The sequence below is a fragment of the Leucobacter manosquensis genome, from assembly GCF_018304845.1.
In the GTDB taxonomy this organism is placed as follows: Bacteria; Actinomycetota; Actinomycetes; order Actinomycetales; family Microbacteriaceae; genus Leucobacter; species Leucobacter alluvii.
Map to the genome: position 1 here is coordinate 99,472 of NZ_JAFEVO010000001.1, position 25,371 is coordinate 124,842.

Below are 25,371 nucleotides of genomic sequence, written 5' to 3' on the forward strand. Positions count from 1 at the left end.
CACCCCCTGTTCTCGACATGGTCCTGCAGCGGGGGCAGTACAGTCATTGAGTATGGAATGGGTTACGCCGATTGTCGTCGCGGCTATCACCGCGTTATTCGGGTTCTTTGCGCCTCTCTGGGGGGTGCTTTCGGACCGGTCAGTGTCGAAGCGGCTGGCGCTATTGGTAGAGCTTCATGGGAAGCTCGAGAGCAACCCGGAGCTTAGGAAGAGCGTCGAGACCGAGATCGAGGCCGAACTGCAGCGGATGAAGCGTCAACGCAGCCGGCATTGGACGACCAATTTCATCCTGTGGGCCGGAGCTTTCGGTATTCTCGCGGCAGTGTTGCTGTTCCAGCTCATCGGCAATCAGCAAACATCTGGCCACTGGTTCGAGGCCGTCGTCTTCGTGCTTTCCGTGTCGATTTCCGTCGCTTACGTAGGCATTTTCTTGAGAGCAATGCGGATTAAGGTTCCCTTCAAACGTGACGAGCGTGACTAAGAACATCCTGCAGAAGGTATAGCTCCTACATCCCTCAGTCGCCGTCGAGCAGCGAGCGTGCAGCCGCCCCGACCGCAGCCTCGAGAGCGTCAAGCGTCGACGTAGCGGTCTCAAGACCGGAATCGCGGTCGAGCAGCTTCGTCGCCTTATCGACAGCGATGCCCGAGATCGTCACACCGTTGCGCCGATCGGTCATGTCAGGTTTACGAGTGGTACGCACGACTTCGCCGCGCTGCGTGATCGCAACCTGTTCGATCTCGCCGCCTTCTATCTCATCGAGCGTGTCCTCGGCGAGCTTCATCATTCGCTCCACTAGAGCAGCACGACGAGAAGCGAGATCCACCGTCTGTGCAGCAACCGCTACCGCCGTAGCTGAACGATCGAACGACAACCCGAGCGCTTTCGCGTGCTTCGACACCGTCGACGGCGAGCACCCGATCTCTCGAGCAATCGCGTTCCGAGAGAGCCCCTGCGCGTGAAGATCGGTAACGCGGGCGCGCGTTTGCTGGGCGTCTGGTCGGGCGGCGTTGTGGGCCATGTTCGGGTGTCCTCCCGTTCACGGTGCCCGGTGTGTGGTGCGGGCATGAGAAAGGGCCCGTCGTCCGGTGTGGATGCGGGCCCTTGGTGGGTGTGGTGTTGGTTAGAAGCCGTATCTGATTTCGGGGATGTCCATGTCGTTGCCCTCGGCTTCGCAGGCTCGGGCGACGCGTTGTGTGTTCTCTCCGAATTGCTTGTACTCGGTGCGGTGGTCGCTGAGCAGGATCGTGTACGGCTCTGCTGGGAAGCCTGTTGCGACGGCGTCGATGCGGTCGGCTACTTCCCCTTCGGCAGCGAGGCTGATCGTGTCGAATGTTGCGGCCTTGCCGGCGATGTCAGCTCGCCACTCTTCGGGGGTGCGGTTCCCTGCGCCGACGACGAGGTCGACGATGATGTCGGCGTAGTTCTCCTGGAAGTCTGCGCATGCCGCCGAGTTGGTGTCGGCGGTTTCCGGTTCGCTGTCGCCCCCCGTGGGTTCGGCACATGCTGCGAGGGGTGCAGCGATGAGAATTGCTGCTGCGATCGCTGTAGCGCGCTTCACTTCTCGTCCGCGAGTTCGAGCCCTGCGCCGAGCTTGTAGATCTCGGCCGCGGTGAGGGCGCCGAGCGATGTCCCATCAGGAAGTTGGGTATCGACGGAATCGACGCCGGCACGGACGCGGGCGCACTCCTCGTTTCGGAACGCGATGGGCTGCCCGGCGAACTGAGCGAGGTTTTCGAACGGGTTGATTGACATGAGCGATTCGTTGAGATCGAACGTGATCCGCACGACTCTGTGCGTGACGGTGATGTCGGTGACGGCCTGAGCGATTAGCACTCCGGCATCGGCGCGTTCCTTGAGGAAGGCAGCGAAGGCTTCTCGAACTTCTTCGGGCGTGATTGTCTGTGCGTCGCTCATGGTTCGAGAGTAGTGCTGAGGGGTGGGACGCCGCGATAGCTCGAGGTTCCTGCCCCCTGCGAGATGGAATGAGAAATGGCCGGAGTCGCGATGTTCGCGTTCCGGCCCACTTACTCAACCATCAATCTAGGGGGTGACACCGACAGCAGGTCAAGAAGCTCATCTGACGGCGTGTCGCCCGTCAGAGAGCGAATTCGTTGCTGATGCACGGGATCCGCCGCGAGACGTTTTCGGTACTCGGCGAGCAAGATGTGTTCTTTGACGATGCGGCGCCCCCATTGATCGAATGACATGGGCATACCTTCGTGTCGCCAGCGTTTCATTGTTCTCACTGACCGACTGACCCGATTCGATGCGTCTCGATAAGTCAGCCACACAGTTGAGATAGATTCATGGTTCATGTCATGTGTTCTTCCTCATGAGTCCCTTTGTTCATTCGGGTCACAGTTCAATGGACTTTTCAACGCGACCGCGAGTGGTTTCTTTGGGACTTTATTGAGTGTCTTCCTTGGCGCCGGTCTAGCGTTCGTAACCAACTACCTTTTGCAGCGCCGGCAGCGTGACCATGAGGCATTGGTGAGGAGTGCCGTTCAGTCCGCGGAGTCCGACCGAGCGAATCGCAAGGCTGTCGCAGCGGTGTCTGCCTATGCGTCGCCCGGGGTCTCGGAGAAGTGGATGTGGCAGGGCTATTACAGGCACTTTGAGCGAGAACATCCCGAACAGATTTCGGTGGTGTTCCCTGACGGTCAGCCGTTCGCTAGCGGGGCGCTGGGAGCAAAGCTCTTTCTCACGGAGCACGTACTTTCCACCACTGGCGACATTCACTACCTGGTTCGTGATCTTCGCATCCGATTGAACGATCAGCTCTACTTTGATCGGCCCGAACAAGTCTGCGCGGCTTTTGAACGGTTCCAAGCTGTAGTACTCGCCTACTACGATGGGTTGCTTGATCGCCCTTTGCTCGATTTCTATCGTGATGAGATGCAGACTGCGTGGCTCGACCTGCCATGCTCCTCATGTGGCGGCAATGTCTAGTCCCCAGCCTTGTCCACAAGCGTCGCAGATCGCCCCGGCGAGACCATCGGTGCCCCAGATCGGGCGGATAGTGCGCTCGCCGCAGGTCGGGCACGGGCGCGGGCGGTATGCGCGGAACTTCGGCGCGGCCTGCGGGTACCGGCGCCGCATGTCCCGGATGAGGTCGATCAGTGACTCGGGGGCGTCATGCAGGGTTTCGTCGTGCGCGATCTGGTGCGTGCAGGCGATGAGCCACCGGCAGATCTCCGCGGCGAGCCCCATCGCGTCCTGTGGGGTGCAGACGGGAAGCCCTTGGGGTTCGTCGCGCCCCTTCCACATGCGGGTGCGGAGCGGCTTCGGTGATGATCCGCCGATCTTCTCCGCGACCTCTCGCCCGAAGATGACGAGGGTCGCGTAGAGCAGGTCGGCGTCATCTGCGGGGTCGACGCGGTAGGGGAGGCGCGCCTTCTCGCTACCACCGGAGACGCGCACAGCGGTGGTGTCTTGCGCGGCGAGCGTGGACTCCGCGAGCGCGCGCATGTGCAGCAGCTGCCACGGTACTTGCTCGAGGTGCCACCTGAACGACCCCGACCACGTGTGCTCAGTCTGCATGGGTCAACTCCTTGGTTATCGATACAGTTCTCGAATGAGCGAAACGATCTGGGTTGCACTTGTCGCGGTACTTGGCACTACGGTCGGCGCAGCCACGAATCCAGTTATCGCGCTGATTCGGGATGGCCGGGTCGACCGAGGAAATGTGCGAAGCGATCGCCTCCGGTCGGCAGCAGGATTCAGCGAGGCAGTGGTGAAGGCGGCGCGGATCACACCGAGCGATTTTGATGCTTCCGATGTCCGGAAGGCGCACACCATAGCGCTGGAAGCGCGATTTGATGTCGCGCAGCATCTTCCGAAGGGGGCGGGTCAGGTTGACCGCTTCATTGAATTTTCCTTGTCCAAAATGCAGGGATACCGCGACGAGGTACCTCGCCTGGTGATTGCCGAGTTTGCGAGCGAGCAAGTTCTGTCGTGGGCTCGCGGAGATTTGGTTGCGACGAAGCTCCGTCCTTTCGATCTCGATCACTTTGGCGGCGAGTGGAACATTGTCTGAATCGCTGTGCTGAATCGCGTGCGTACGCGGGATATGGGTCATGCGTGGGCCCCACCTGCTGCCGTGGCCGCGTGGTCCTCTATCTCGACCGGAGCGGCGAGAGCGGGAAACTCGTCGAGTATCGAGTCGGCCAGGAACTTCGGCACGCCGGGGAAGTGGTCGCCGTCCAGCTTCGTGTCGATGAAGTCGGCAAGCTTCTCGCGGTCCATCTCGACCGGTGCGGCGATAGCATCGGCAATGACGAGAGCATCGGCAATGGCGTTGTCCAGCCGGTAGACGAGCCTCTTGGCCTCAGCGACCGAGCACTTCCGGCGCGGGTCCTGCCCGTGAACCTCACCCCAGACGGCCTTCTGGGCCGCAGCGACCGGATCCTCCGCAGCCGCCGTTGCCGCATGATCCTCGGGCTCGGCCTCGCGCTCCTCGGCATCGTGGCGCTCGTCCGCCGGATCGGCGGACGCCGACACTGAGAGAGCGTCGAGTCTGGTCATCAGGTAGACGTACTGGGAATAGCCGATTTGATCACCTCGACGGAGGTCTTCAAATGTTTCTCTAAGGGCTTCGATCTGTTCCTCGGTTGCGCCGCCCTGCACGGGTGTCGCTACGGCGAGCCGTGTGCGGAGGTCTCCGAGCATGTCCCGCACCTCGTCGGCTGACCAGACGCAGCCACCCGCGGTCGTGCCAGGTTCGATATTGTCAAGCGTCTTATCAACGACGGCGATCGTGTCGGCGATCGCCTGCACGGGTGACTTCTGGTTCGTCATGGTGATGTTCTCCTTCATCGGGTCGCCGGCGCAGCGCGCCAACGTCGTTTCGTCTGGATGGGTGCAGCGTCGCGGCGAGGCCGGTCGGCGCGGTGCCACGTTCCGCCGCCTGCCGGCCCGTCGTCATGCCAGCCCGCCGCTCGCAGGGAGCCGCCTTCCTCCGATGCGAGCGTGTAGGTGATGATCCGCTCGGCCGGGTAGCCCAACGCGATGCCGGCGCGGCGGAGCGCGCCGTAGAGCATCGAGCACGCGTTGCGGCTGCCGTCGGTGCAGATGCGCAGCACTTCGAGGTATCCCTCGGCCTGCAGCACTCGAGACACCGGGCGCCCGGCGATGCCGACGCCATGTACCTCGCCGTGCTCGTCGACGACGGAGACGCTGAACCGGTGCCCCTGCGCGGGGCCGTGGTGCCGGTGCAAGGCGTCGACGAACCGGTTCGCTTCTCTGAGGCTGATCGGTGCGATGCGGAGCACGGTGTTCTCCTTCGGGAGGTCGAGTGATGTTCGGGGCAGCCCCATGCGGGCGAGGGCGTCGAGGTCGGTCTCGGTGAGGGGTGGGTAGGCGGTCATAGGCCGAACTCCTCGATCGGGAGGAGACCGTCGGCCGCCGCGGCCACGGCACCGGAGCCGGGGAAGAGGTCATCGACGGTGTCCGCACCTGGTGCGTAGCCAAGCATCGCGAGTACCCACCGTGTCCACTCCGCAGGTTTCGCGCCGGCGAACCCGCGGCGCGGAGCGGCGGCGGTGAGAACGTCCGGGATTCGCAGCTGCTCACCTCGACGCCGCGACTCCGGCACGAAAACGATCACCGGTTCCCAGCGCGAGAGAAGGCGTCCGCCGCCCGGCATGCCGTTCGGGCGTATCCAAGCGGCGACGCGCGCCGATACCGGGAGCGGTAGGTAAGCGCCGAGTCCGTCGGGTGTCGTGGCGATCGCCCACCCGTCGTACTCGTCGAGCAGCTGCTCTATCAGTCGGCGGTGTTCGGTGATGTCGTCCCATCGGCCGGCGTCGGGGTGGAAGTCAGCCGGTGCGGAGTCCGTCTGGGCGCGGGTGCCGTCGCCGTACCAGCGCCGCGCGCGTGACCTCACCGTCAGCCGGCCCTCGTCGCTGACAGTGTCGAACCGCTCGCCGAAGATCGGCGGATATGGCGGGTCCGCAATTGCGAGCTTCATGCGGCCATCTCGCTATAGTTCGGCATAAGACGGCGAAGGAAACGATGCTGATGTACGCGCATCTCTGGCCGGATCGCCTCGATGACGTGATTGCCGCGGTCACGAGGCACCGCGAGGAAGCGCTCCACTGGAACGACGGAGCGAGCTCAAGCCGGTCGCTTAGCGGACATCATGGCAATTCGACCTATGCCGACGATGCCCCATCTATACCGAATGCGCACCGGCTCTTACTCCAGATTAGGGGCGCATTCGGCTCGACTCATCCCGAAGTATCTCTACCCATACCGATTTGGCTAGATTCCGCCATTCTTTCGGCCCGGTTAATCGGCACAGTCAGGGTTCGAATCCCTGTGGGGGGACCATCACATCCCCGGACCTCGGGTTAGAGATCGAAGCTTCGAAACTCCACGGGCGGCGTCTCCCCGTTCAGGTGCATCGCGATCCGGCTCAGATGGGCCTCGATCTTCTCCGGCCCCGCGCCCTCACCCTGACGGAGGCCGCTCAGTTCTTGCGAGATCGAGAGCAGCGCGGCGACCTTCGCGACCTCAATTCTCTGGTCGATCGTGAGATGTGCGACGTCTGCAGTGGACCCTGATGACTCGTTCTTCGCTGCACCGATTGCGTCGGCGAGCAAATCCCAAGCGTTCGCGTAATCAGTCATCGCGCAGTTCCTTTCAACGGGGATATTGCCAGCACTCTACCCACGATGGATGACACCGCGCCAGAGTCGCGAGCGTTCCCTTGCGGCACCCGCCGCCCACTTACAGGTGGAAGCGCTTCGCGAGTTCGAGGCGCATTTCGCGCCCGCGCAGAATCTGCACGTCGCCCAGCGCGACGAGGCTGACGACGATGCAGCTCCACGACGCCCATGGGTTGTTCACCCAGCCGAAGACCAGGAAGACGAACGGCGCGAGGCCGAGGAGCACGGTGAGTCCGCTGTAGACGAGGTGCTCGGCGACGTCGATGCGGAGGAGCTGCACGGTGATCAGCAGGGCGATGATGGCCGACGCGCAGACGATCGGAACGGCGTAGGTGAGCGACCAGCGCTGCCAGCCCCCGAGGTAGTCCCAGTAGACGCAGACGAGTCCGATGAGCGCCACCAGGTAGACGGTGCCTTTCGCCACGTTGCGGCGTTTGCGCACCGCCATGAGCACGACGAGCCACATGGCGGTGACGCCGAGCCAGATGGATCGCCAGACGCCGATGCCGTCGAGGTCGCGGGCGAAGAAGAGCTGCACGACGAATGAGACGAGGATCACCGCGAGCGACGCGAAGAAGAGCGCCTTCAGGATGCGCCGCTTCGAGAAGGTGAGGGGAACGCTGGGCAGCGGATCGGGGGAGGCGTCGCCGATGAGCGCGGTCTGGCAGAGCGGGCACGTGGCCCAGGTGCCCTCGATGGTGACCGCGCACTCCTCGCAGCGCCTCATGCGCCGGGCTCCTGCGGTGCGAGTTCGTCCTCCGTCACGCGGGCCGCTGCCACTGAGACGTCGACGCCGCTGTCGGTGAGCATTCGCACGAATGCGCGCACGTGATCGGTTTCGACGAAGGGGGAGGTGAAGCTGATCGTCAGGAGTCCTGCGTGCGACATCGCGCAGAACTGCGGTCGCACCGCGGAGACGTGGAACAGCATGCGGCCCACCCGCGACCCCGCCGGCTCTGGGAGTACGACGCGACCGAGGTTGGACACTGCGACGCTGAGCCCGCGGTTGTTGCCCCAGTTGATCAGGCGGAGGATCGCGTCCTTCAGCACTCTGGGCAGGATGCGCAGGAGCGGTGTGCGTTCGAAGCGGATCAGTCGCCGGAGCTTCCGCTCGAGCGCCTGCGGCGTCGCCTTCGGCTTGAACTGGGCTTCGAGCTCGCGGCAGATCGATCCGAGGTCGTCGCCGGCGCCGTCGGCGTCGAACGCGTGCTCCACGCGCACCGTGGCGAAGAAGTTGCGCGCCGAGGTTGATGGGAAGAACTGTCTGAGGTTGATGGGGATGGACGCCGCGAGCGTGTTGGCATGCCCGAGCGGCCCGATCGATTCGCGCAGCGCTCGGAAGAAGAGCGCCGTCAGGTAGATCGTCAGCGACGTCTGCTGCGCGCGTGCGAGCGCGAGTACGGCCGGGGCTGGCATGGTGAGTTCGACGACGCGTGTGCGGTTGTCCGGGGTGCGGGTGCCGCGAATCCGGTGGACCCGGGTGCGGGGCGCTCGGAGCCACCGAGGGATCCGCAGCGCAGCCGTCGCAGCAGTGCGCAGCGGCGCGGTGCGGGGTGCTTCCGATTCAGCGTCGGCCGGGGCGAATGGTTCCCGGGTGCGGTGGAAGTAGTGGGAGAAGCTGTCGGCGATCAGTTCGTGGGCGGGGTGCGGTTCGTCTTCGACCGGTTGCGATGCAGGATCGGCCGGCAGCGCCGTCTCGCCGCCGTCCGCTCCGGCGGCATCGGCACCCTGCGCTCGGAGGTATGCCGTGACGAGGTCCGTGAGGAACCAGAGCGCGCCCGTGCCGTCGGAGAGCGCGTGGAAGATCTCGAGGATGATCCGTTGCCGCCGATACGCGACGCGGAAGAGCAGGTTTCTGCGATCCTCCCGATAGATCGGGGCGCACGTCGGAAGGTGCTCGGGGGAGACGGTGGGACGCAGGTCGCTCGTCTGCAGGTAGTACCAGAACATGCCGCCCCGCAGCACCGCATGATAGAGGCGGTACCGCTCGTACGTCGCCTCGAGCGCCTGCTGCAGCAGGCGCGGCTCCACGGCGTGGTCGACCTCGGCGCTGATGCGGAACACTTTGGGATCCGCATCGCTTCTCGCAGCGAGGAAGATGTTCGAGGCGTTGTCGAGTCGCACCCACGACGCCGGCGTCACGTCGTCTCCGCCGCCGTCGCGCTCGCCGCATGCTCCTCGCGTCCGTCGAGGAACGCATTGATGTGCTCGTACGCCTCGCGCAGCGACCGCGAGAACCGGGGGAGCGCGATGAAACCGTGGAGCGCGCCGCTCACGCGGTGCACGCGCACGACGTTGCCCGCCGCTTCGAGCGCGCTGCCGTAGGCCTCGCCCTCGTCGCACAGCAGGTCGAGCTCCGCGGTGATGATCAACGTGTCCGGCTGCCCCGACAGATCCTCCGCCATGAGCGGAGCGACGAGCGGCTGCGCGCGTTCGGCTCGATCCGGGACGTACAGGTCGAAGTAGTCCTGCACCTCCGTGTTGGTGAGGCGGTAGTCGTCGCCGTGGTTGCGCACGGACGCGAATGGCGAGGTGCTCGGATCGTGATCCCAGTGGGTGACGGGGTAGAGCATGATCTGCCGTTTGGCCCCCGGCTCTCCTCGTTCGCGCAGCGCGAGCGAGACGGCGGCGGTCAGATTGCCCCCGGCCGAGTCTCCGATCAGAATCACCTCGTCGTCAGGTTCGGCTCCGGCGCGCGTCGGGTCGGCGAGGAAGAGTTGGGCGACGCGCAGGCAGTCTTCAAGGCCGGCCGGGAACGGGTGCTCGGGGGCGAGCCGGTAGTCGACCGATGCGACGACGCACCCGGTGAGATCCGCCATGGTCGCGCACGCCGGCGTGTAGCTCTCGATATCCCCGGTCACCCAGCCGCCTCCGTGGAAGAAGAGCAGGACCTCATCGCGCTGGCGCTCTCGCGGGTGGAACACGCGGACCGGGATCGGGTGGTCGCCGTCGGCCGACATGATCTCCACATCGAGCGCGTGATAGCTCGGGTGGGGCAGCACGGCGAGCTGGCGCTGCCGGCGGCGCACCTTCTCGTAGTCCTCGCGCATGTTGAGTCGGGGCGCGGCGAAGTAGCTCAGCACCTTCCGAACCACCCAGTTGAGTTGTGAGCGTTGTCGGTCGGCGAAGGGCATGGGCTCAGCGTAACGCGCGGAGACCCGGCTCGACCTGATGCCGGCGAACTCGGAGCGGTTACAGTGGTGCCGTGGTCTTCGCCAAATTCGTGCTCGTGATGACGATCCTCGTCGTGATCGTGCTGGCGGTACTCATGCGGTTGCGAGCTGCTCGGTTGCGCCGGGAGCGAGCGCGTGCTGCGCGCAGAGCCGCAGCCGCTCGAGCGGCGCGGTTCGACGGCGCCGCCGCCCTCCCAGCATCGGCCGACAAACCGCGCGATCCCAGCTGATTCCGTGTCTCCGACGCTAGGATGCAGAGCATGTCTGGTGGATTGATTGCCGCGCTCGTCGTGGTCGGAGTGCTCGTCCTGCTGATCGGCTACGTGTGGGTGACGTACAACTCGCTCGTCACGCTGCGCGTGCGCGTCGATGAGGCGTGGAGCGACATCACCGTCCAGCTCAAGCGACGGGCCGACCTGATCCCCACGATCGTCGACACCGTGAAGGGGTACGCGGCGCATGAGAAGAGCGTCTTCGAAGACGTGACGCGGGCGCGCGCTGAAACGATCTCCGCCGAGGGTCCGGCCGAGGCGTCTGCGGCTGAGAACCACATGCAGCAGGCGTTGAAGAGCATCTTCGCTGTGGCGGAGGCCTACCCGCAGCTGCAGGCGAGTCAGAACTTCTTGCAGTTGCAGAGCGAGCTCGTCGACACCGAGAACAAGATTCAGGCGTCGCGCCGGTTCTACAACGGGGGAGTGCGCGAGTACAACACGAAGATCCAGGTGTTCCCGAACACCCTCTTCGCTCGCCCCATGGGCTTCACCGAGCGCGTCTTCTTCGAGGTCGAGGACATCGCGTCGATCTCGGAGCCGCCGCGCATCCAGTTCTAACCGGGGAGGGCCGTGTACCGGGCAATTCGCCGCAACAAGGTCAACAGCTTCTTCATCATCCTGCTGTTTCTCGGCATCGTCGGAGGCCTCGGCTACCTGGCCGCCTACATCTACCGCTCTCCCGGCATCGTCATCACGGTGGTCGCGGTGGCGGCGATCTATGCGGCGATCCAGTACTTCATGGCCGGGCGCCAGGCGATCTCGATGAGTGGCGCGCGCCGCATCACTCAAGCCGATCATCCGCGGTTGTACCGCATCGTCGAGAACCTCGCCATCACGACGGGTACGCCGATGCCAGAGGTGTACATCATCGACGATCCAGCGCCGAACGCCTTCGCGACGGGCCGCGATCCCGAGCACGCCATGGTCGCGGCCACGACCGGGCTGCTCGACCTCATGACCGATCCCGAGCTCGAAGGGGTCATGGCGCACGAGCTCGGCCACGTGCGCAACTACGACATCCGCGTCTCCATGATCGTGTACGGTCTCGTCGTCGCGGTCGGGATGATCGCGGACGTGCTCGTGCGCATGGCCTTCTTCGGGAGGAGCAACAACAACGGAAACCCGATCGTTCTCGTGTTCGGGCTCGTCGCAATGCTCATCGCTCCGCTCGTCGCGAGTGTCGTGCAGCTCGCGGTGTCCCGCCAGCGGGAGTACCTCGCCGACGCCACGGGCGCGCTCACCACGCGTCATCCGGAGGCGCTGGCGAGTGCGCTGCACAAGCTCTCCACCCACGGCCAGCCGCTGCAGCGGCAGCAGTCGAGCATGGCGCACCTCTGGATCGCGGATCCGCTGAAGCCGGGAGTGGTGCAGCGACTCTTCGCGACCCATCCGCCGATCCCGGAGCGCATCCGCCGTCTCCTCGACATGGGCGGCAAGTTCTAGCTGAGCGCCGCTGGGAGGCGTCCGGGGCGTCGGCACCGCTCCGGTCCGCGCATGTCGGGCGCGCAGAGGCGTAGTGTTAGAGGGTAGCCAAGGAGGTCGCCCCAACCGTGTCCAATATGTTCCGCTCGCTCTCCGTTCGTGACTACCGCATCTGGTTCTTCGGGGCGCTGGTATCGAACATCGGCGCGTGGATGCAGGCGACCACGCAGAGCTGGGTGGTGCTCACGGAGCTCACCGAGACGAACGCCGCCGCGGTGGGAACGACCATGGCGCTGCAATTCGGTCCGCAGCTGCTGCTCGTGCCGTTCAGCGGCGCTGTGGCGGATCGCTTCGACCGGCGCCGGGTGCTCCTCGTCACCCAGTCACTGCTCATGCTCCTCGCCGCGGGGCTCGGCGTGCTGCTCATCACCGGGCAGGCGGAACTGTGGCATCTCTATGGCTTCGCTCTGGCGCTCGGAGTGGTCAACGCGTTCGATACGACCGCACGGCAGGCCTTCGTCTCCGATCTCGTCGGCCTCGGACAGACCTCGAACGCCGTGGCTCTGAACTCGGCCTCCTTCAACTCTGCGCGTCTCATCGGGCCGGCTGTGGCGGGCGTGCTCATCGCGGTGATCGGCTCCGGCTGGGTGTTCATCATCAACGCGGTGTCGTTCGTGGCGGTGCTCGGGGCCCTGCTGATGATCCGCACGCGTCGAAGCGCACCTCCGGAGTCCGCGCGGGAGTCGCAGTGGAGACAGCTCTCCGCGGGGTTCCGTTACGTGCGCGGCAGACACGACCTGCTGGTCATCTTCGTCATGGTGTTCCTCGTCGGCGCCTTCAGCATGAACTTCCCGGTGATCTCGTCGACCATGTCGCTCGAGTTCGGCCGTGGGGCGAGCGACTACGGCCTGCTGTCATCGGTGCTCGCCATCGGGTCGTTGGCCGGGGCCCTGCTCTCGGCTCGCCGACCATCGGCGCGCATGCGCATCGTGATCGTCTCCGTCGGGGGCATCGGCGTCATGAGCCTGATCGCTGCGGTCATGCCGACGTTCTGGAGCTTCGCGGTCACCCTCGTCTTCTTCGGGTTCGCGATCTCGACGATGCTCACGACCGCGAACGGGTTCGTGCAGACGACCGCGGAACCTGCGGTGAGAGGGCGAGTGCTCGCGCTGTACATGGCGATCCTGATGGGCGGGACGCCGATCGGTGCACCGCTGGTCGGAGCGGCAGCCGACGTGCTCGGACCGCGGTCGACCCTCTTCATCAGCGCCGCAGCCGGTCTGCTCGCGTTCGCGGTCGGGCTCACCTGGCTGTTCTCCGAACGCCGCTTGCGCTTCCACCGCGACGGGCTGCAGCTCCGGGTGACGCACCGCGGTCGACCGGGCCTCGACGACGATCCCGGTGCGCAGCTCGAAACCCTCACCGCGCCGATCTCGGTGTTGCGACGCAGCTCGACGCCCGTGATGGGGGCGGGGGAGTCGGCGCCTCAGGAGGGGTCGAGCACGTCGGCGACGGGAGCGATCTCGATCAACGATCTGACCGAGGACTCCGACGGCGGAGGCGGACCGACGCCGCGCGGGCGGAACTCGCCGGAGGACGACGCAGACGGTAACGGCCGGGCTTCGGGCCGGCGACCGAGCGTCTGATCAGTCGCGTCGCGCGGCAACCGCTGCGGCGATCTCAGCACCGATCTCAGTGAGATACACGCGTGCGTTCCGGATGCTCGTCGCGCGATCCGGCGCGCGATCGATCGTGGCGTAGCACGCACTGAAGCCGGCCGCGCGCCACTCGGACTCTTCGAGCGACGACTGCCCGCAGACTGCGACCGTCGGGATGCCGAGCGTTGCGGCGGCGTGAAGCACTCCGACGGGTGTTTTGCCACCGAGGCTCTGGGCGTCCAACGAGCCCTCTCCGGTGATGACGAGGTCGGCTCCCGCGAGATGCGCGCGGAGTCGCGTGAGCTCGCACACCACATCGACCCCGGGCCGCTGCAATGCGCGGAGCACGGCGAGGGCGGCGAAACCGACACCCCCGGCGGCTCCTGCGCCGGCGTGCTGCGCGAAGTCCTTGACCCGGTCGCGGGGAGCGCGGCGTTCGAGCTCGGCGCGGAGGATACGGGCGAATCGGGTCAAACCGAGCTCGAGCTGTGCGACGTGCGCGACGCTCGCTCCCTTCTGCGGCGCGAAGACGCTCGCGGCACCCTGGGGTCCGAGGAGCACATGATCGACATCGCTCGCGAGGACGAACCGGGTATCGGCGAGACGCGGGTCGAGGGTGTCGAGCTCGATGCGCTCGAGGTCGCGCAGCGCGCCGCCGCCGTCGGGCAGCGGCTCGCCCTGAGCGTCGAGCAGCCGTGCGCCGAGCGCCGCGAGCATGCCGGCTCCGCCGTCGCTCGATGCGCTCCCGCCGACTGCGAGAATGATCGAGGTCGCACCGTGCGCGAGCGCCGCAGCGATCAGCTCGCCGGTGCCGCGCGACGACGCTCCGAGCGCATCGCGATGGCCGGGCGCTACGAGGGACAGGCCCGACGCCCGGGCGAGCTCGATGACCGCCGTCGTGGCGTGCTGGGCGAACTCGGCGTCGACCGGAGCGCCGAGCGGTCCGGTCACGGTCACCCGCGACACGGCGAACCCTGCGGCGATGGCCGCGTCGAGGGTGCCCTCGCCGCCATCCGCCATGGGCACCACACTGATGTCGGCATCCGCTTCCACTGAGCGGATGCCGTCGGCCAGGGCATCGCCCACGCTCCGGGCGTCAAGAGCGTTCTTGAACTTATCCGGAGCCACGACGATTCGCATACGTTCACGCTACCGGTTCACGGTCGCGCAGAGCAGAGCGGGCGGTCATCGATGATTGTTCGGCGGCCACGCGATCCTTCGTCGCCGTGCACGTTTGAGCGGTAGGCTGAGACCGTCCTGGCGGCAGGCCCGCCTTTCCACGAGTATGGAGCCATGATTCCCGGTGAGCGACTTCTTGTCAGCACAGACACGCACTGAAACGGACTCTCTCGGCAGTGTCGAGATTCCCGCGTCTGCCTACTGGGGGGTGCACACGGCACGAGCCCACGAGAACTTCCCGATCGCGCGCCGCCCGGTATCGGTCTACCCCGATTTCATCCGCGCGTTCGCGTGCGTCAAGCAGGCGGCGGCGCGCGCGAACCTCGAGATCGGGGCGCTCGACGAGCAGCGCGCCACCCTCATCGATCGCGCCTGCGAAGAGATCAAGACGGGCATGCTGCACGATCAGTTCGTGGTCGGCGTGATCCAGGGCGGCGCAGGTACGTCGACGAACATGAATGCCAACGAGGTGATCACGAACCGAGCGCTCGAGCTCGCGGGCCACGCCAAGGGCGACTACGGATTCATCAACCCGAACGACCACACGAACCACAGCCAGTCGACGAACGACACCTACCCGACCGCGATCAAGATCGCGCTCGCGTTCTCGCTCGGGAGCCTGCTCGACGAGCTGGGCCTGCTCGCGGAGTCGTTCGCCGCGAAGGGCCGTGAGTTCTCGCACATCATCAAGGTCGGCCGCACGCAGCTGCAGGACGCGGTGCCGATGACGCTCGGCCAGGAGTTCAACGCCTTCGCCGTGACGCTGCGCGAGGACATCGATCGGCTGCGCGAGGCCGTGGCGCTGCTGCGCGAGGTCAACATGGGCGCGACCGCCATCGGCACGGGCATCAACGCGCCGAAGGGGTACAAGGAGACGGTGATCAAGCACCTCCGCGACATCACCGAGCTCGAGCTGGAGACCGCGGGCGATCTCGTGGAGTCCACGAGCGATACGGGCGTGTTCGTGACCTTCTCCGGAGCACTCAAGCGCAGCGCTCTGAAGCTCTCGAAGATATCGAACGATCTCCGACTGCTCTCCTCCGGTCCGCAGGCCGGGTTCGGTGAGATCAACCTTCCCGCCCGCCAGGCCGGTTCGTCGATCATGCCGGGCAAGGTGAACCCGGTGATCCCCGAAGCGGTCACGCAGGTCGCCTACTCCGTCGCCGGCGCCGACGTCACCGTTTCGATGGCGGTCGAGGCCGGGCAGCTGCAGCTGAACGCGTTCGAGCCGGTCATCGCGCACTCTCTCTTCCAGTCGATCACGTGGCTCGAGCGCGCCTGTCAGACGCTGCGCGTCAACTGCGTCGACGGCATCACGGCGAACGAGGAGCGCCTCGAAGACATGGTGTCGCGCTCGGTGACCGTTATCACCGCGCTTGCGCCGGTCATCGGATACGCTGCCGCCGCGAAGCTCGCGAAGGAGGCGCTCGCGACGAACGAGAAGGTATCGGAGCTCGTCACGTCCCGCGGTCTGCTCGATCAGGCGCAGCTCGACGAGATTCTGCAGCCGTCGAAGCTCGCGGGGCTCGCGCCCGAGACCGACGTGATCGATGTGATCAGCGATGCGGCGATCCCCGCACCGGAGAAGATCGAGGACGGCGAGGGCACCCAGGTGTCGAAGAAGCCCGCGAAGTAGACGGGAGACGCAGAACGGCCGGTGGGATCCTCGAATTCCACCGGCCGTTCTGCGTGTGTCACCCAGGCGGTCCGTCGCGGTGCTCGCCGAAGAGAGCCCTGAACGCCTGCGCGCCGACCGAGCGCTTACGCCTCGACGCAGTGCGACGTCAGCGAACCGATGCCCTCGATCGTCACGGTGACTTCCGTGCCGGGGCGCAGGTAGAGCGGCGGCTTGCGCGAGCGACCGGCACCACCCGGGGAACCGGTCGAGATGACGGTGCCGGGCAGCAGCGTCGACTCCTGAGAGATCGAGGAGATGAGCTGCGCAACGGTGCGGATCATGAAGCCGGTCGTGGAGTCCTGCACGCGCAGTCCATCGACATCGGTCGTCAGATGCAGCGCCTGGGGGTCGGGGATCTGGTCCGCGGTTACGACGACCGGGCCGATCGGTGTGAAGCCGTCGAAGGACTTGCAGCGCGACCACTGCGGTTCTTGGAACTGGATATCGCGCGCCGTTACGTCGTTGATCGCCGTATAGCCGAACACGTGCTCCAGAGCGTCTTCCGGCGAGACGTTCTTCGCCGCTTTGCCGATGATCACCCCGAGCTCGCCCTCGTAATCGACCTCGGTGCTCACGTCGCTCGACAGCGGCACCTGACCGAGGTGCGCACCGAGCGAGTTCGGGAAGAGGGAGAAGAGCACGGGGCCGGAGTCGTTGTCGAGGCTGAGCTCGCTCGCGTGCTCGTCGTAGTTCAGGCCGACCGCGAGAACGATCGGAGCGCCGATGACGGCCGGAGCGTACGTGGCCCCCTCGAGTCGCGCCCAGGCGTCGTCGTCGGCCGCTGCGACGGCGCTCTGCACCTGGGCGAGGGCATCGTCGCCGCCCTCGATCAGCTGCTGCAGCGTCTGGTACGGCTGGCCGATTGCGCGCAGCGAGAGGTAGCGGCTGTCGTCGACGACGACCAGCTCTGGGGCAGCGGCCGGAGCAGGGATCAAGTGTGCGAATCTCACAGTGAAAGGTTACCGGAAGCCTGGCCCGTTGTTCGCGTCGTCCATATTCGACGACCGCACGCAGTTCCCCTGTGGGCGAACTCGGAGGCGGCGGCAGCGGAGAATCCGCGAGAATGAGGGCATGACTGAAACACCGCAGACGAAGCCCGAGATCGAGTTCCCCGAGGGACCGGCGCCGACTGAACTGCAGATCGTCGACATCGTGGAGGGCACCGGCGAGGAGGCCTTCGCGAGCTCGACCGTCGACGTGCACTACCTCGGAGTCGAGTACGACTCGGGTGAGGAATTTGATTCGTCGTGGGGCCGCGGTGAATCGATCAACTTCCCGCTGCGCGCGCTCATCCAGGGGTGGCAGGTCGGGATCCCGGGCATGAAGGTGGGCGGGCGTCGCAAGCTCATCGTTCCCGCCGCTCAGGCGTACGGCACGTCGGGAGGGCATCCCCTGTCGGGCAAGACCCTGATCTTCGTGATCGATCTGCTCGGTGTGAGCTGATCGTTCGACGCACCGTCGGCTGAGCAGCTGAAGAACTGAGCAGCTGACAGCACGCCGATCCTTCGACCGAGGATCGCTCCTTTTCGCGAGCGATCCTCGGTCGTTGTCGTTCCGGGACGACCTGGCGCGCATGCGGTGGTAGCGTTTCCGTGTTCAGCGAACACCCAGTGTGACGGAGAGGAGCTGCCCGTGACGGAGGCGCAGCAGGTGACGGACGAGCGGAAACCCACCGGTGCGTGGGGAGGTGTCGACCGCTATTTCAAGATCACCGAGCGCGGCTCATCCTTCGGAACTGAGATTCGCGGCGGGCTCGTCACCTTCGTGACGATGGCCTACATCGTCATCTTGAACCCGATCATCCTGACGAGCGGCGTTGACGTCGAGGGGAACACGCTCTCGTTCCCGGCGGTCAGTGCCGTCACCGCTCTGACGGCCGGGGTCATGACGATCCTGTTCGGCATCGTCTCGCGGCTTCCGTTCGGCTTCGCAGCGGGGTTGGGCATCAACGCGTTCCTCGCCTTCTCCGTCGTCGGCCAGGTCACCTGGCCGGAGGCGATGGCGCTCGTCGTCATCAACGGCGTGCTCATCGTTCTGCTTGCCGCGACGGGCCTCCGCCGCATGATCTTCGATGCCGTGCCGGTCGAGCTGAAGCTCGCCATCACGGTCGGCATCGGTCTCTTCATCGCCTTCATCGGCTTCGTCAACTCCGGGTTCGTCACGGCGACGGGAAGCGCGTCTCCGCCCGTCGGGCTCGGCATCGGGGGCTCGGTCGTCACCGTCCCGACGCTGATCTTCGTGGTCACGCTGATCCTGACCGGAGTGCTGGTCGCGGCGAAGGTCAAGGGCGGCCTGCTGATCGGTCTCGTCTCCGGCACGGTCATCGCGGTCGTCGTGGAAGCCATCTGGAATCTCGGTGCCGCAACGGAGAACCCGGGCGGTTGGGGGCTCACAGTGCCGGCGCTCGACGGAGCGCCGTTCGGCATCCCGGACCTCGGGCTCGTCGGAGCGGTCAGCTTCGATCTGGGGCGCGTCGGTGTCGTCACCATCGTGATGCTCGTCTTCACCCTGCTCTTCACGAACTTCTTCGATGCCATGGGCACGATGACGGGCCTGTCGCGCGAGGCGGGACTCGCCGATGCGCAGGGCAACTTCCCGCGTCTGAAGTCGGCGCTCGTCGTCGAGGGCGTCGGCGCCATCGCGGGCGGTTTGACGTCGTCATCGTCGAACACGGTCTTCATCGAGTCGGGGGCCGGCATCGGCGAAGGGGCGCGCACCGGGTTCGCGAACATCGTCACGGGCCTCATGTTCCTGCTCGCGATGTTCTTCACCCCGCTCACGCAGATCGTGCCGACCGAGGTGGCCGCAGCAGCGCTGGTGATCGTGGGCGCGCTGATGATGGCGCAGATCAAGCACATCGACCTCACCGACTTCCGCGTGCTGCTCCCGGTATTCCTGACGGTCGCCGTCATGCCGATGACCTACTCGATCGCGAACGGCATCGGCGCCGGCTTCGTGGCCTGGGTGCTGGTGCACGCCTTCTCCGGGCGCGCGAAGCAGGTGCACTGGCTGCTGTGGGTCGTCGGGGCCGGCTTCGTGCTGTTCTTCGCGCGCGGGCCGATCGAGGCGGCGCTCGGCGTCTAGTCCTCGCTCGGGCGCGGAATGCGGCGGTCAGCGTCGCGGCGCGTGCCCGTCGTGGGATCGCGTTCCGCCGGAGCGCTGCGCGAGCAAGTGCTCGAGGGTCGTCTCGAGCACGGCGAGACCGTCGCGCACGCCGCCGGCCGAGCCGGGGAGTGTGATGATGAACGAGGATCCGGCGAACCCTGCCACACCCCGGGTGAGCACCGCGGCGGGGAGCGTCGCGACTCCTCGTCTCCGCAGCTCCTCGATGAGCCCCGGCACCTGCACCTCGAGCAACGGCTCGACGGCCTCCGGGGTGCGATCGCTGGGGGACACCCCGGTGCCGCCGGTCGTCACGATCACCGCTGGCGCTTCGGCCAGCGCGGTTCGCACGGCGCGCGCCACGTCGTCACCGTCGGCGACGACGGAGGGGTCACCGGTGGTGAAGCCGTGTTCGCGCAGCCATTCGGCGATGAGGGGACCGGTGGTGTCCGATGCTTTCCCGGCGGCCGCACTCGTCGACGCGACGATCACGCGCGCCGCACGCGGAGCTTCGCTCACGAGATCTCCCAGTCGCCGCTCTTGCCGCCAGCTTTGGCCAGCACACGGGTGCTCGTGATGACCGCGTGGTGGTCGACCGCCTTGATCATGTCGTAGAGGGTCAGTGCGGCGACGCTCACCGCGGTCAGCGCCTCCATCTCGACGCCCGTCACACCGCGCGTCGTCACAGCGGCGGTGATGCGGACCCGATCGGACTCGCACTCGAAGTCGATCGCGACCTTCGAGAGCGGCAGCGGGTGGCAGAGCGGGATGAGGTCGGGGGTGCGCTTGGCCGCCATGATGCCGGCGATGCGCGCCGTACCGAGTGCCTCTCCCTTCGGCAGGTCACCCGTCGCGAGACGCTCCACCACATCGGCGCGCGTCTCGAGGTACGCCTCCGCGGTCGCTGTGCGCTTCGTCACGGCCTTATCGCTGACGTCGACCATGTGCGCGCTGCCGTCCGGGCGCAGGTGAGTGAGCTCTCCTGCATCTGCAGCGGTCGGTCGGGGAGCGTTCTCAGACATCGAACCTCTGTATCTCGATCGGGGAGCCGGCCGCGAGATGGGCGACTCCGATGGGGATGTGGGCGAGCAGTTCGGCGCGGGCGAGATCCGCAAGCAGGTGCGAGCTCGGCGGCGTCAGGGCTACCGTGCCATCGTCGAGGAAGCGACCGCGACGCACTTGATGCTTGTGCTCGGGCGAATCCGCGTCGTGTGCGAGCACGGCCGTCGAGCGCTCGCCGTGCGCCGGCGCTCCGGCGTACGCGCGAAGTAGCGGCAGGAGGAAGAGCTCTGCGGAGATGGCGGAGCTCACAGGGTTTCCGGGGAAGCAGAGGGTGACGAGTCGCCGCCCGTCGACGACGATGGAACCGGCGCCTTGCGGACCTCCTGGCTGCATCGCGATCCCGGTGAAGCTGATATCGCCCGTCGAGTGCGCAGCATCGGAATCGCCGCCGAAGGCATCCCGCACCACCTCGAAGGCCCCCGCGCTGATGCCGCCAGAGGTGACCAGCAGATCGTGGGTCCCCGCGGCTTCGATGCATGCGCGAAGCGCTTCGGGGCGATCGGCGACCCGTCGCGTGGTGACGTCGGCTCCCGCCTCGCGCAGGGCAGCCGCCAGCATCGGCGCGTTCGCGTCGTAGATGCGCCCGGGCCCGAGCGGCTCACCCGGGGCGGTGACCTCGTCGCCCGTCGAGAGCAGCAGGACGCGCGGGCGCAGACGCACTGGGACCGTCGAGATGCCTGCGCTCGCGAGGAGACCGATCGATGTCGGGCGCAGCCGGGTCCCGGCGCGCAGCAGTGGTGCGCCGGGCCGGTGATCGGATCCCTGCGCCCGCACGAACGCACCGGCGGACGGAGCCTCGGCGAAGGCGACGGTCTCCTCGGGCGATGCGAGAGGCAGTGGCGTGCCGGTCGGGCGGTGCAACCGCCCGAATCGCGGCGGATCCGCCTGCTCGATCGGGATCACGGCGTCGGCTCCGAACGGAACAGCGGCACCCGTCATGACGGGACAGGCGGCGCCCGGCGGGCACATGAACGGCGGGTCGCCCGCCGCGGCTGTGGGGCCGACGGTCAGCACGAACGGCGGAGCACCGGTGAAGTCTGCGGTGCGCACCGCATAGCCGTCCATCTGCGAGTTGTCGAAGGGCGGCAGCGCGAGAGCGGCGGCGATGTCGTGGGCGGCCACTCGGCCCGAGAGCGCACGGTCGTCGATGGGAATCAGCTCGGGCGCGCGCAGCGCCAAATCTTCGAGCAGCGGAAGCACGAGCTCGGCGACGACCGCTGCGTGCTCGGCGTGGCTGCGCATCGTCATCCTCCCGCGAAGGCGGGGAGCACGTCGACGACGTCGCCGACGATCTTCCCGTCATCGCATCGCACCGTGCCGTCCACGAGGAAGGAACCCGAGCGGATCACCCGTTGCATGTCGTCGCCGTAGCGCTCGACCAACTCGGTGCGAAGTGCGGCGAGCGTCGCATCACCCGTCGTCTCCCACAGCTCTTCCTCGCGGCCCGTGGCTTCCGCCGCGGCTGCGAAGTATCTCAGAGTGATGCGAGGCATACCGCCATGCTAGCGAACCCTCGTGCGTGCGCCGGCGTGCATGGCTCGTAGAATGAGTGCCATGTCTGGGGTCGGTGATTCTCGTGCGACGCGACCGGAACCGGAACGCGCCGCCGGCCGGCGCCCGCCGCTCGTGGCTCCGGTCGAGGCGCTCCCCGCAGAAGCCGTGATTCGCGCGCAGCGGCAGATCGTGCTGCCGGGGTTCGGCGACGAAGCGCAGCGGCGACTCGCGAATGCGAAGGTGCTCGTCATCGGCGCGGGCGGCTTGGGGTGCGCGAGCGTCCCGTTTCTCGCCGGAGCCGGCGTGGGCCGCATCGGGCTGCTCGATGACGACGTCGTCGAGATGTCGAACCTCCACCGGCAGACCACGCATCGAACCTCCGACATCGGGCGCGCGAAGGTCGATGCGCTCGCGGAGACCGTGCTCGCCCTGGATCCGAGTATCGCGGTGGATCGCCATCGTGTGCGGCTGAGCGCGACGAACGCGCTCGACCTGTTCGAGGCGTACGATCTCGTGCTCGACGGCAGCGACAACTTTCCCACCCGCTATCTTACGAACGACGCGGCGGAGCTCACCGCAACTCCGCTCGTGTGGGGAGCGATTCTGCAGTTCTCCGGGCAGGTAGGCGTCGCTTGGCACCGCTTTGGTCCCGGGTACCGCGATCTGTTCCCCGCCCCGCCGACGCCGGAGAGCGTGCTGAACTGCGCGGTCGGGGGAGTGCTTCCCGGCCTCTGCGGCACCATCGGCACGCTCATGGCGACCGAGGCGCTGAAGCTCATCGCGGGCATCGGGGAGCCGCTGATCGGGCGGGTGCTGCTCTACGACGCACTCGCGGCCCGTACGCGTGAGATCGCGGTGAACCGGGATCCGCTCGCGGCGCCGATCACCGGTCTGGTGGACTACGAGATGTTCTGCGGAACGACTCCGTCACCGACGCTGCCGGAGTCACGGGGGGTCAGCGCCGAAGCCTTCGCGGAGACGCTGCGCACGGGTGAGCCGTCGCGCGTGCTCGATGTGCGGTCCGCCGAGGAGTTCGCTGAACGTCGCGTGCGCGGCGCGATTCGGCTCTCGGTGGACGATATCGAGACCGGTGATATCCAGAGCCTGGAGGGCATGCTCGAGAACGGTGCCGATGGGCCGATCTGGGTGTACTGCGAGCGCGATCCCCGTTCCGTTCGCGCGACAGCAGCGCTCGTGTCGCAGGGGATCGACGAGGTTCGCTTCGTGCGCGGCGGGATCTCGCGACTCGCGAGCGCCGCACCCGATCTGATCGTCAGAGGGGAAGCAGGCGCGCGTGGATCCGACGCGCGGGCCGAGGAGGACGCATGACTGAGATATTCGCCCGTATCACCGACACGTCGATCGACGCCGAGCAGGTGGTCGCCGCGGTCGACGATCCGACGTGCGGCGCGCTGGTGACCTTCCACGGGATCGTGCGCGATCACGATGGGGGCCGAGATGTGGCGGCGCTCGACTATCGGGCGCACCCGGAGGCCGAGCGCTTCATCGCCGCGTGCGTCGCGTCGGAGCAGGAGCGCTCGGGGCTGCGACTGGCCGCCGTGCACCGCGTCGGTGAACTGAGCATCGGTGACGCCGCGCTCGTCGCCGCGGCCTCTGCGCCGCACCGGGCCGAAGCCTTCGCGGCCATCGAGCGACTCGTCGAGCGCATCAAGCACGAGGTGCCGATCTGGAAGCGCCAGCACTTCGCCGACGGGATCAGCGAGTGGGTCGGGCTCTAGCTCGATCACCCTCCGATATACGACATCTCGATCCGCTCGCGATCCGCAGCCGCATCGCCCAGCTGCGCGCGCTGCTCCGAGTATCGATCGTCTCTCACCGACCACACGTCTGCGAGGGCCCCTCGCAGCTGGTCGTCGTCGGCCCCTGAGCGCAGCAACTCGCGCAGATCGAAGCCGCGCGACGCGAACAGGCAGGTGTAGAGCTTGCCGTCGGCCGACACGCGCGCACGGGTGCAGGTTCCGCAGAACGCGCCTGTGACACTCGAGATGACCCCGATCTCGCCTGACCCGTCGAGGTATCGCCAGCGCTTGGCGGTCTCGCCCGGTCGGGTCTCCGCGACCGGTACGAGGGGGTGCACCGCATTGATGCGCTCGATGATCTCCGCCGACGGCACGACGTCGTCGAGCACCCAGCCGTTGCTCGCGCCGACGTCCATGTACTCGATGAAGCGCAGGATCTGGCCCTCCGCCCGGAAATGCTCCGCGAGCGGAACGATCTCGTCGTCGTTCACGCCGCGCTTGACGACGGCGTTCACCTTCACGGGGCCGAGCCCGGCCGCGTTGGCCGCAGCGATGCCGTCGAAGACTCTGGCGAGCGGGAACCGCACGTCGTTGATCGCTTGGAATCGCGACTCATCGAGCGAGTCGACTGAGACCGTCACCCGGTCGAGTCCGGCCTCGCGCAGGGCGGCGGCTTTGACGCGCAGCGCGGAGCCGTTCGTCGTGAGCGCCAGATCCGGCTTTCGTCCGTCTGGGGTGCGCAGTGCTGCGAGTCTGGAGATGAGCTCCTCGATGCCCCGCCGCAGCAGCGGCTCGCCGCCGGTGAGGCGCAGCTTGTCGACGCCGAGGTCGACGGCGCTGCCTGCGACGCGCACGATCTCATCGAAACTCAGCAGTTCGTCGCGCTCCATGAATTGGTGGTCGCTGCCGAAGAGCTCCTTCGGCATGCAGTACACGCAGCGGAAATTGCAGCGATCCGTGATCGAGATGCGCAGGTCGCGGAGCGCGCGCCCCTGAGCGTCGGGGAGACCGACAGAGGGCAATCGCTGCGCGCGCCCGGTGGCCCGCGAAACGGGCCTCAGCTTCAGCATCGCGGCACCTCCTGCGCGCCACCCTAGCAGCTGCTCCCCGGCCTCCGCCGGGGAGCCCTACATGGCGCGTGCGGCCGTTCGCCCCTGCACGAGCGCGAGTGAGACGAGCGCGATCGCGATGAGGATCAGCGACAGCGTCAACGCCGTGTCCTGCGTGACGCCGGCACCGTTGAACGCCGTGTAGATCGCGAGGGGCACCGTCCGAGTCGTGCCGCCGGCGTTCCCGGCGAAGAGAGCTGTAGCGCCGAACTCCCCGAGCGCACGGGTGAAGCAGAGAATGATCCCGGCGGTCAGGCCGGGGCGGATGATGGGCAGTGTGACGCGGAAGAGCGCTGTCGCGGGCGTGGCGCCGAGTGTGGCCGCGGCGTCGCCGAATGCCGGGGTGAGCGCGCGCAGCGCCCCCTCAACGGAGATGACGAGGAACGGGAGCGACACGAACGTCTGCGCGATGACGACGGCGCCTGTGGTGAACGGGATGCGGATTCCCGCCTCCGCGAGCACATCGCCGAGCGCTCCGCCGCGGCCGAGCAGTGAGAGGAGTGCCAGACCGCCCACGAGCGGCGGCAGTACGAGCGGGAGCGTGACGATGCCGCGCAGGGCGACCGACCACCAGCCGCTCGCTCGGGAGAGGACCACGGCGAGTGGCACGCCGAGCGCGATGCAGCAGAGCGTGGCGGAGGCCGCGGTGATGAGTGAGAGCGCCAGTGCACTGCCGGTCGCCGGATCGGCGAGCGTCGCGGGGAGAGCCGACCAGTTCATGCGGACGAGCAGTGCCACGAGCGGCAGCACCAGGAGCGCGCCGCCGAGGAGCGCGGGGGCGATCACCACGCCG

At 66.8% G+C, this 25,371-nt stretch carries 32 protein-coding genes and 1 pseudogene; 12 read left to right on the plus strand and 21 right to left on the minus strand.

The annotated features are described in order from the left end of the window. Positions 1 to 52 precede the first annotated feature (52 nt). The gene (locus tag JSQ98_RS00430; RefSeq protein WP_211647847.1) at positions 53 to 481 is read left to right on the plus strand and encodes a hypothetical protein; all 429 of its coding nucleotides are present in this window, start codon (positions 53 to 55) and stop codon (positions 479 to 481) included. Positions 482 to 515: 34 nt separating this feature from the next. Here JSQ98_RS00430 and JSQ98_RS00435 read toward each other — a convergent pair whose 3' ends face one another. The 5 genes and pseudogenes from JSQ98_RS00435 to JSQ98_RS14890 all read right to left on the minus strand — a co-directional run bounded on the left by JSQ98_RS00435 (position 516) and on the right by JSQ98_RS14890 (position 2,208). Beyond that, a complete protein-coding gene (locus JSQ98_RS00435) occupies positions 516 to 899 on the minus strand; it encodes a hypothetical protein (RefSeq protein ID WP_249290656.1) in 384 nt (127 codons plus the stop codon). Further along, positions 900 to 1,019, minus strand: a pseudogene (locus JSQ98_RS15475) (helix-turn-helix domain-containing protein); the annotation flags it as partial. 102 nt (positions 1,020 to 1,121) lie between these two features. Beyond that, the gene (locus tag JSQ98_RS00440; RefSeq protein WP_211647851.1) at positions 1,122 to 1,559 is read right to left on the minus strand and encodes a hypothetical protein; all 438 of its coding nucleotides are present in this window, start codon (positions 1,557 to 1,559) and stop codon (positions 1,122 to 1,124) included. After that, positions 1,556 to 1,915, minus strand: coding sequence for a hypothetical protein (locus tag JSQ98_RS00445; RefSeq protein ID WP_211647854.1), 360 nt, complete (start codon positions 1,913 to 1,915; stop codon positions 1,556 to 1,558). The genes JSQ98_RS00440 and JSQ98_RS00445 overlap by 4 nt, the downstream gene beginning before the upstream one ends. Positions 1,916 to 2,025: 110 nt before the next feature. Continuing rightward, positions 2,026 to 2,208: a hypothetical protein gene (locus JSQ98_RS14890; RefSeq protein ID WP_249290657.1), complete on the minus strand. Its 183-nt coding sequence runs from the start codon at positions 2,206 to 2,208 to the stop codon at positions 2,026 to 2,028. Positions 2,209 to 2,551: 343 nt separating this feature from the next. Between JSQ98_RS14890 and JSQ98_RS00455 the strand changes: the two genes are divergently transcribed. Beyond that, positions 2,552 to 2,950 carry a hypothetical protein gene (locus JSQ98_RS00455; protein ID WP_211647859.1) on the plus strand — a complete coding sequence of 133 codons (399 nt, stop codon included), beginning with the start codon at positions 2,552 to 2,554 and terminating at the stop codon, positions 2,948 to 2,950. On the opposite strand, the gene JSQ98_RS00460 is transcribed toward JSQ98_RS00455, so the two are convergent. Further along, complete coding sequence (locus JSQ98_RS00460) at positions 2,930 to 3,541, minus strand: hypothetical protein (protein ID WP_211647861.1); 612 nt, start codon at positions 3,539 to 3,541, stop codon at positions 2,930 to 2,932. The genes JSQ98_RS00455 and JSQ98_RS00460 overlap by 21 nt on opposite strands. A 34-nt stretch (positions 3,542 to 3,575) precedes the next feature. Between JSQ98_RS00460 and JSQ98_RS00465 the strand changes: the two genes are divergently transcribed. Then, a complete protein-coding gene (locus JSQ98_RS00465) occupies positions 3,576 to 4,037 on the plus strand; it encodes a hypothetical protein (protein WP_211647863.1) in 462 nt (153 codons plus the stop codon). A 38-nt stretch (positions 4,038 to 4,075) separates the two neighbouring features. On the opposite strand, the gene JSQ98_RS00470 is transcribed toward JSQ98_RS00465, so the two are convergent. The 7 genes from JSQ98_RS00470 to JSQ98_RS00500 all read right to left on the minus strand — a co-directional run bounded on the left by JSQ98_RS00470 (position 4,076) and on the right by JSQ98_RS00500 (position 9,803). Continuing rightward, a complete protein-coding gene (locus tag JSQ98_RS00470; RefSeq protein ID WP_211647865.1) occupies positions 4,076 to 4,798 on the minus strand; it encodes a hypothetical protein in 723 nt (240 codons plus the stop codon). A 14-nt stretch (positions 4,799 to 4,812) separates the two neighbouring features. After that, positions 4,813 to 5,367, minus strand: coding sequence for an XF1762 family protein (locus JSQ98_RS00475; RefSeq protein WP_211647867.1), 555 nt, complete (start codon positions 5,365 to 5,367; stop codon positions 4,813 to 4,815). Further along, positions 5,364 to 5,969, minus strand: a complete 606-nt coding sequence (locus JSQ98_RS00480; RefSeq protein ID WP_211647869.1) for a hypothetical protein — start codon at positions 5,967 to 5,969, stop codon at positions 5,364 to 5,366. The genes JSQ98_RS00475 and JSQ98_RS00480 overlap by 4 nt, the downstream gene beginning before the upstream one ends. 382 nt (positions 5,970 to 6,351) lie before the next feature. Beyond that, positions 6,352 to 6,630, minus strand: coding sequence for a hypothetical protein (locus tag JSQ98_RS00485; protein WP_211647871.1), 279 nt, complete (start codon positions 6,628 to 6,630; stop codon positions 6,352 to 6,354). Between the two features lie 100 nt (positions 6,631 to 6,730). Further along, the gene (locus JSQ98_RS00490; protein WP_090147655.1) at positions 6,731 to 7,396 is read right to left on the minus strand and encodes a DUF6320 domain-containing protein; all 666 of its coding nucleotides are present in this window, start codon (positions 7,394 to 7,396) and stop codon (positions 6,731 to 6,733) included. After that, the gene (locus tag JSQ98_RS00495) at positions 7,393 to 8,811 is read right to left on the minus strand and encodes an alcohol acetyltransferase (protein ID WP_211647873.1); all 1,419 of its coding nucleotides are present in this window, start codon (positions 8,809 to 8,811) and stop codon (positions 7,393 to 7,395) included. Before JSQ98_RS00495 ends, JSQ98_RS00490 begins: the two co-directional genes overlap by 4 nt. Continuing rightward, entirely contained in the window at positions 8,808 to 9,803 is a 996-nt protein-coding gene (locus tag JSQ98_RS00500; RefSeq protein WP_211647875.1) for an alpha/beta hydrolase, read from the minus strand. The genes JSQ98_RS00495 and JSQ98_RS00500 overlap by 4 nt, the downstream gene beginning before the upstream one ends. A 71-nt stretch (positions 9,804 to 9,874) precedes the next feature. Here JSQ98_RS00500 and JSQ98_RS00505 point away from each other — a divergent pair, with 71 nt between their 5' ends. From JSQ98_RS00505 to JSQ98_RS00520, 4 genes are all read left to right on the plus strand, one after another. Then, positions 9,875 to 10,072 carry a hypothetical protein gene (locus tag JSQ98_RS00505; protein WP_090147662.1) on the plus strand — a complete coding sequence of 66 codons (198 nt, stop codon included), beginning with the start codon at positions 9,875 to 9,877 and terminating at the stop codon, positions 10,070 to 10,072. 30 nt (positions 10,073 to 10,102) lie between these two features. After that, positions 10,103 to 10,672 carry a LemA family protein gene (locus tag JSQ98_RS00510; RefSeq protein WP_090147664.1) on the plus strand — a complete coding sequence of 190 codons (570 nt, stop codon included), beginning with the start codon at positions 10,103 to 10,105 and terminating at the stop codon, positions 10,670 to 10,672. Positions 10,673 to 10,684: 12 nt separating this feature from the next. Next, on the plus strand, positions 10,685 to 11,557 hold the full coding sequence (locus JSQ98_RS00515; protein WP_211647877.1) for a M48 family metallopeptidase: 873 nt from the start codon (positions 10,685 to 10,687) through the stop codon (positions 11,555 to 11,557). Positions 11,558 to 11,673: 116 nt separating this feature from the next. Further along, positions 11,674 to 13,182 carry an MFS transporter gene (locus tag JSQ98_RS00520; RefSeq protein ID WP_249290858.1) on the plus strand — a complete coding sequence of 503 codons (1,509 nt, stop codon included), beginning with the start codon at positions 11,674 to 11,676 and terminating at the stop codon, positions 13,180 to 13,182. Here the strand turns inward: JSQ98_RS00520 and JSQ98_RS00525 are convergent, their stop codons facing one another. After that, a complete protein-coding gene (locus JSQ98_RS00525; protein WP_211647879.1) occupies positions 13,183 to 14,334 on the minus strand; it encodes a glycerate kinase in 1,152 nt (383 codons plus the stop codon). Between the two features lie 163 nt (positions 14,335 to 14,497). Between JSQ98_RS00525 and JSQ98_RS00530 the strand changes: the two genes are divergently transcribed. Continuing rightward, positions 14,498 to 16,009, plus strand: a complete 1,512-nt coding sequence (locus JSQ98_RS00530; RefSeq protein ID WP_090147672.1) for an aspartate ammonia-lyase — start codon at positions 14,498 to 14,500, stop codon at positions 16,007 to 16,009. 125 nt (positions 16,010 to 16,134) lie between these two features. Here the strand turns inward: JSQ98_RS00530 and JSQ98_RS00535 are convergent, their stop codons facing one another. Beyond that, the gene (locus tag JSQ98_RS00535; protein ID WP_090147675.1) at positions 16,135 to 17,001 is read right to left on the minus strand and encodes a fumarylacetoacetate hydrolase family protein; all 867 of its coding nucleotides are present in this window, start codon (positions 16,999 to 17,001) and stop codon (positions 16,135 to 16,137) included. Positions 17,002 to 17,122: 121 nt separating this feature from the next. On the opposite strand from JSQ98_RS00535, the gene JSQ98_RS00540 reads away from it, so the two are divergent. Beyond that, positions 17,123 to 17,494: an FKBP-type peptidyl-prolyl cis-trans isomerase gene (locus JSQ98_RS00540; RefSeq protein ID WP_090147678.1), complete on the plus strand. Its 372-nt coding sequence runs from the start codon at positions 17,123 to 17,125 to the stop codon at positions 17,492 to 17,494. 189 nt (positions 17,495 to 17,683) lie between these two features. Continuing rightward, a complete protein-coding gene (locus JSQ98_RS00545; protein ID WP_211647881.1) occupies positions 17,684 to 19,135 on the plus strand; it encodes an NCS2 family permease in 1,452 nt (483 codons plus the stop codon). A 27-nt stretch (positions 19,136 to 19,162) separates the two neighbouring features. Here the strand turns inward: JSQ98_RS00545 and JSQ98_RS00550 are convergent, their stop codons facing one another. From JSQ98_RS00550 to JSQ98_RS00565, 4 genes are read right to left on the minus strand one after another with little or no spacing between them, the layout of a single operon-like run. Beyond that, a complete protein-coding gene (locus JSQ98_RS00550; protein WP_211647883.1) occupies positions 19,163 to 19,672 on the minus strand; it encodes a MogA/MoaB family molybdenum cofactor biosynthesis protein in 510 nt (169 codons plus the stop codon). Next, on the minus strand, positions 19,669 to 20,175 hold the full coding sequence (gene moaC, locus JSQ98_RS00555; protein ID WP_090147685.1) for a cyclic pyranopterin monophosphate synthase MoaC: 507 nt from the start codon (positions 20,173 to 20,175) through the stop codon (positions 19,669 to 19,671). Before moaC ends, JSQ98_RS00550 begins: the two co-directional genes overlap by 4 nt. Continuing rightward, the gene (locus JSQ98_RS00560; protein WP_211647885.1) at positions 20,168 to 21,457 is read right to left on the minus strand and encodes a molybdopterin molybdotransferase MoeA; all 1,290 of its coding nucleotides are present in this window, start codon (positions 21,455 to 21,457) and stop codon (positions 20,168 to 20,170) included. Before JSQ98_RS00560 ends, moaC begins: the two co-directional genes overlap by 8 nt. A gap of 2 nt (positions 21,458 to 21,459) precedes the next feature. Continuing rightward, positions 21,460 to 21,708 carry a MoaD/ThiS family protein gene (locus tag JSQ98_RS00565; RefSeq protein ID WP_090147690.1) on the minus strand — a complete coding sequence of 83 codons (249 nt, stop codon included), beginning with the start codon at positions 21,706 to 21,708 and terminating at the stop codon, positions 21,460 to 21,462. 61 nt (positions 21,709 to 21,769) lie between these two features. On the opposite strand from JSQ98_RS00565, the gene JSQ98_RS00570 reads away from it, so the two are divergent. Together JSQ98_RS00570 and JSQ98_RS00575 are read left to right on the plus strand one after the other, a co-directional pair. Continuing rightward, positions 21,770 to 23,038 carry a ThiF family adenylyltransferase gene (locus tag JSQ98_RS00570; RefSeq protein ID WP_211647886.1) on the plus strand — a complete coding sequence of 423 codons (1,269 nt, stop codon included), beginning with the start codon at positions 21,770 to 21,772 and terminating at the stop codon, positions 23,036 to 23,038. Beyond that, complete coding sequence (locus JSQ98_RS00575; RefSeq protein ID WP_090147694.1) at positions 23,035 to 23,448, plus strand: molybdenum cofactor biosynthesis protein MoaE; 414 nt, start codon at positions 23,035 to 23,037, stop codon at positions 23,446 to 23,448. Before JSQ98_RS00570 ends, JSQ98_RS00575 begins: the two co-directional genes overlap by 4 nt. 5 nt (positions 23,449 to 23,453) lie before the next feature. Here the strand turns inward: JSQ98_RS00575 and moaA are convergent, their stop codons facing one another. Both moaA and JSQ98_RS00585 read right to left on the minus strand, forming a co-directional pair. Next, complete coding sequence (moaA, locus tag JSQ98_RS00580) at positions 23,454 to 24,539, minus strand: GTP 3',8-cyclase MoaA (protein ID WP_211647887.1); 1,086 nt, start codon at positions 24,537 to 24,539, stop codon at positions 23,454 to 23,456. 57 nt (positions 24,540 to 24,596) lie between these two features. Further along, positions 24,597 to 25,367, minus strand: a complete 771-nt coding sequence (locus JSQ98_RS00585) for an ABC transporter permease (RefSeq protein WP_336661444.1) — start codon at positions 25,365 to 25,367, stop codon at positions 24,597 to 24,599. Positions 25,368 to 25,371 lie beyond the last annotated feature (4 nt).

What these genes read in the sequence shown, in the direction of transcription:
- JSQ98_RS00430 (WP_211647847.1), top strand. Translation starts at nt 53, where the DNA reads ATGGAATGGGTTACGCCGATTGTCGTCGCGGCTATCACCGCGTTATTC.
- JSQ98_RS00445 (WP_211647854.1), bottom strand. Translation starts at nt 1,915, where the DNA reads ATGAGCGACGCACAGACAATCACGCCCGAAGAAGTTCGAGAAGCCTTC.
- JSQ98_RS14890 (WP_249290657.1), bottom strand. Translation starts at nt 2,208, where the DNA reads ATGTCATTCGATCAATGGGGGCGCCGCATCGTCAAAGAACACATCTTG.
- JSQ98_RS00460 (WP_211647861.1), bottom strand. Translation starts at nt 3,541, where the DNA reads ATGCAGACTGAGCACACGTGGTCGGGGTCGTTCAGGTGGCACCTCGAG.
- JSQ98_RS00465 (WP_211647863.1), top strand. Translation starts at nt 3,576, where the DNA reads ATGAGCGAAACGATCTGGGTTGCACTTGTCGCGGTACTTGGCACTACG.
- JSQ98_RS00470 (WP_211647865.1), bottom strand. Translation starts at nt 4,798, where the DNA reads ATGACGAACCAGAAGTCACCCGTGCAGGCGATCGCCGACACGATCGCC.
- JSQ98_RS00475 (WP_211647867.1), bottom strand. Translation starts at nt 5,367, where the DNA reads ATGACCGCCTACCCACCCCTCACCGAGACCGACCTCGACGCCCTCGCC.
- JSQ98_RS00480 (WP_211647869.1), bottom strand. Translation starts at nt 5,969, where the DNA reads ATGAAGCTCGCAATTGCGGACCCGCCATATCCGCCGATCTTCGGCGAG.
- JSQ98_RS00485 (WP_211647871.1), bottom strand. Translation starts at nt 6,630, where the DNA reads ATGACTGATTACGCGAACGCTTGGGATTTGCTCGCCGACGCAATCGGT.
- JSQ98_RS00490 (WP_090147655.1), bottom strand. Translation starts at nt 7,396, where the DNA reads ATGAGGCGCTGCGAGGAGTGCGCGGTCACCATCGAGGGCACCTGGGCC.
- JSQ98_RS00500 (WP_211647875.1), bottom strand. Translation starts at nt 9,803, where the DNA reads ATGCCCTTCGCCGACCGACAACGCTCACAACTCAACTGGGTGGTTCGG.
- JSQ98_RS00510 (WP_090147664.1), top strand. Translation starts at nt 10,103, where the DNA reads ATGTCTGGTGGATTGATTGCCGCGCTCGTCGTGGTCGGAGTGCTCGTC.
- JSQ98_RS00520 (WP_249290858.1), top strand. Translation starts at nt 11,674, where the DNA reads ATGTTCCGCTCGCTCTCCGTTCGTGACTACCGCATCTGGTTCTTCGGG.
- JSQ98_RS00525 (WP_211647879.1), bottom strand. Translation starts at nt 14,334, where the DNA reads ATGCGAATCGTCGTGGCTCCGGATAAGTTCAAGAACGCTCTTGACGCC.
- JSQ98_RS00540 (WP_090147678.1), top strand. Translation starts at nt 17,123, where the DNA reads ATGACTGAAACACCGCAGACGAAGCCCGAGATCGAGTTCCCCGAGGGA.
- moaC (WP_090147685.1), bottom strand. Translation starts at nt 20,175, where the DNA reads ATGTCTGAGAACGCTCCCCGACCGACCGCTGCAGATGCAGGAGAGCTC.
- JSQ98_RS00560 (WP_211647885.1), bottom strand. Translation starts at nt 21,457, where the DNA reads ATGCGCAGCCACGCCGAGCACGCAGCGGTCGTCGCCGAGCTCGTGCTT.
- JSQ98_RS00565 (WP_090147690.1), bottom strand. Translation starts at nt 21,708, where the DNA reads ATGCCTCGCATCACTCTGAGATACTTCGCAGCCGCGGCGGAAGCCACG.
- JSQ98_RS00570 (WP_211647886.1), top strand. Translation starts at nt 21,770, where the DNA reads ATGTCTGGGGTCGGTGATTCTCGTGCGACGCGACCGGAACCGGAACGC.
- JSQ98_RS00575 (WP_090147694.1), top strand. Translation starts at nt 23,035, where the DNA reads ATGACTGAGATATTCGCCCGTATCACCGACACGTCGATCGACGCCGAG.
- moaA (WP_211647887.1), bottom strand. Translation starts at nt 24,539, where the DNA reads ATGCTGAAGCTGAGGCCCGTTTCGCGGGCCACCGGGCGCGCGCAGCGA.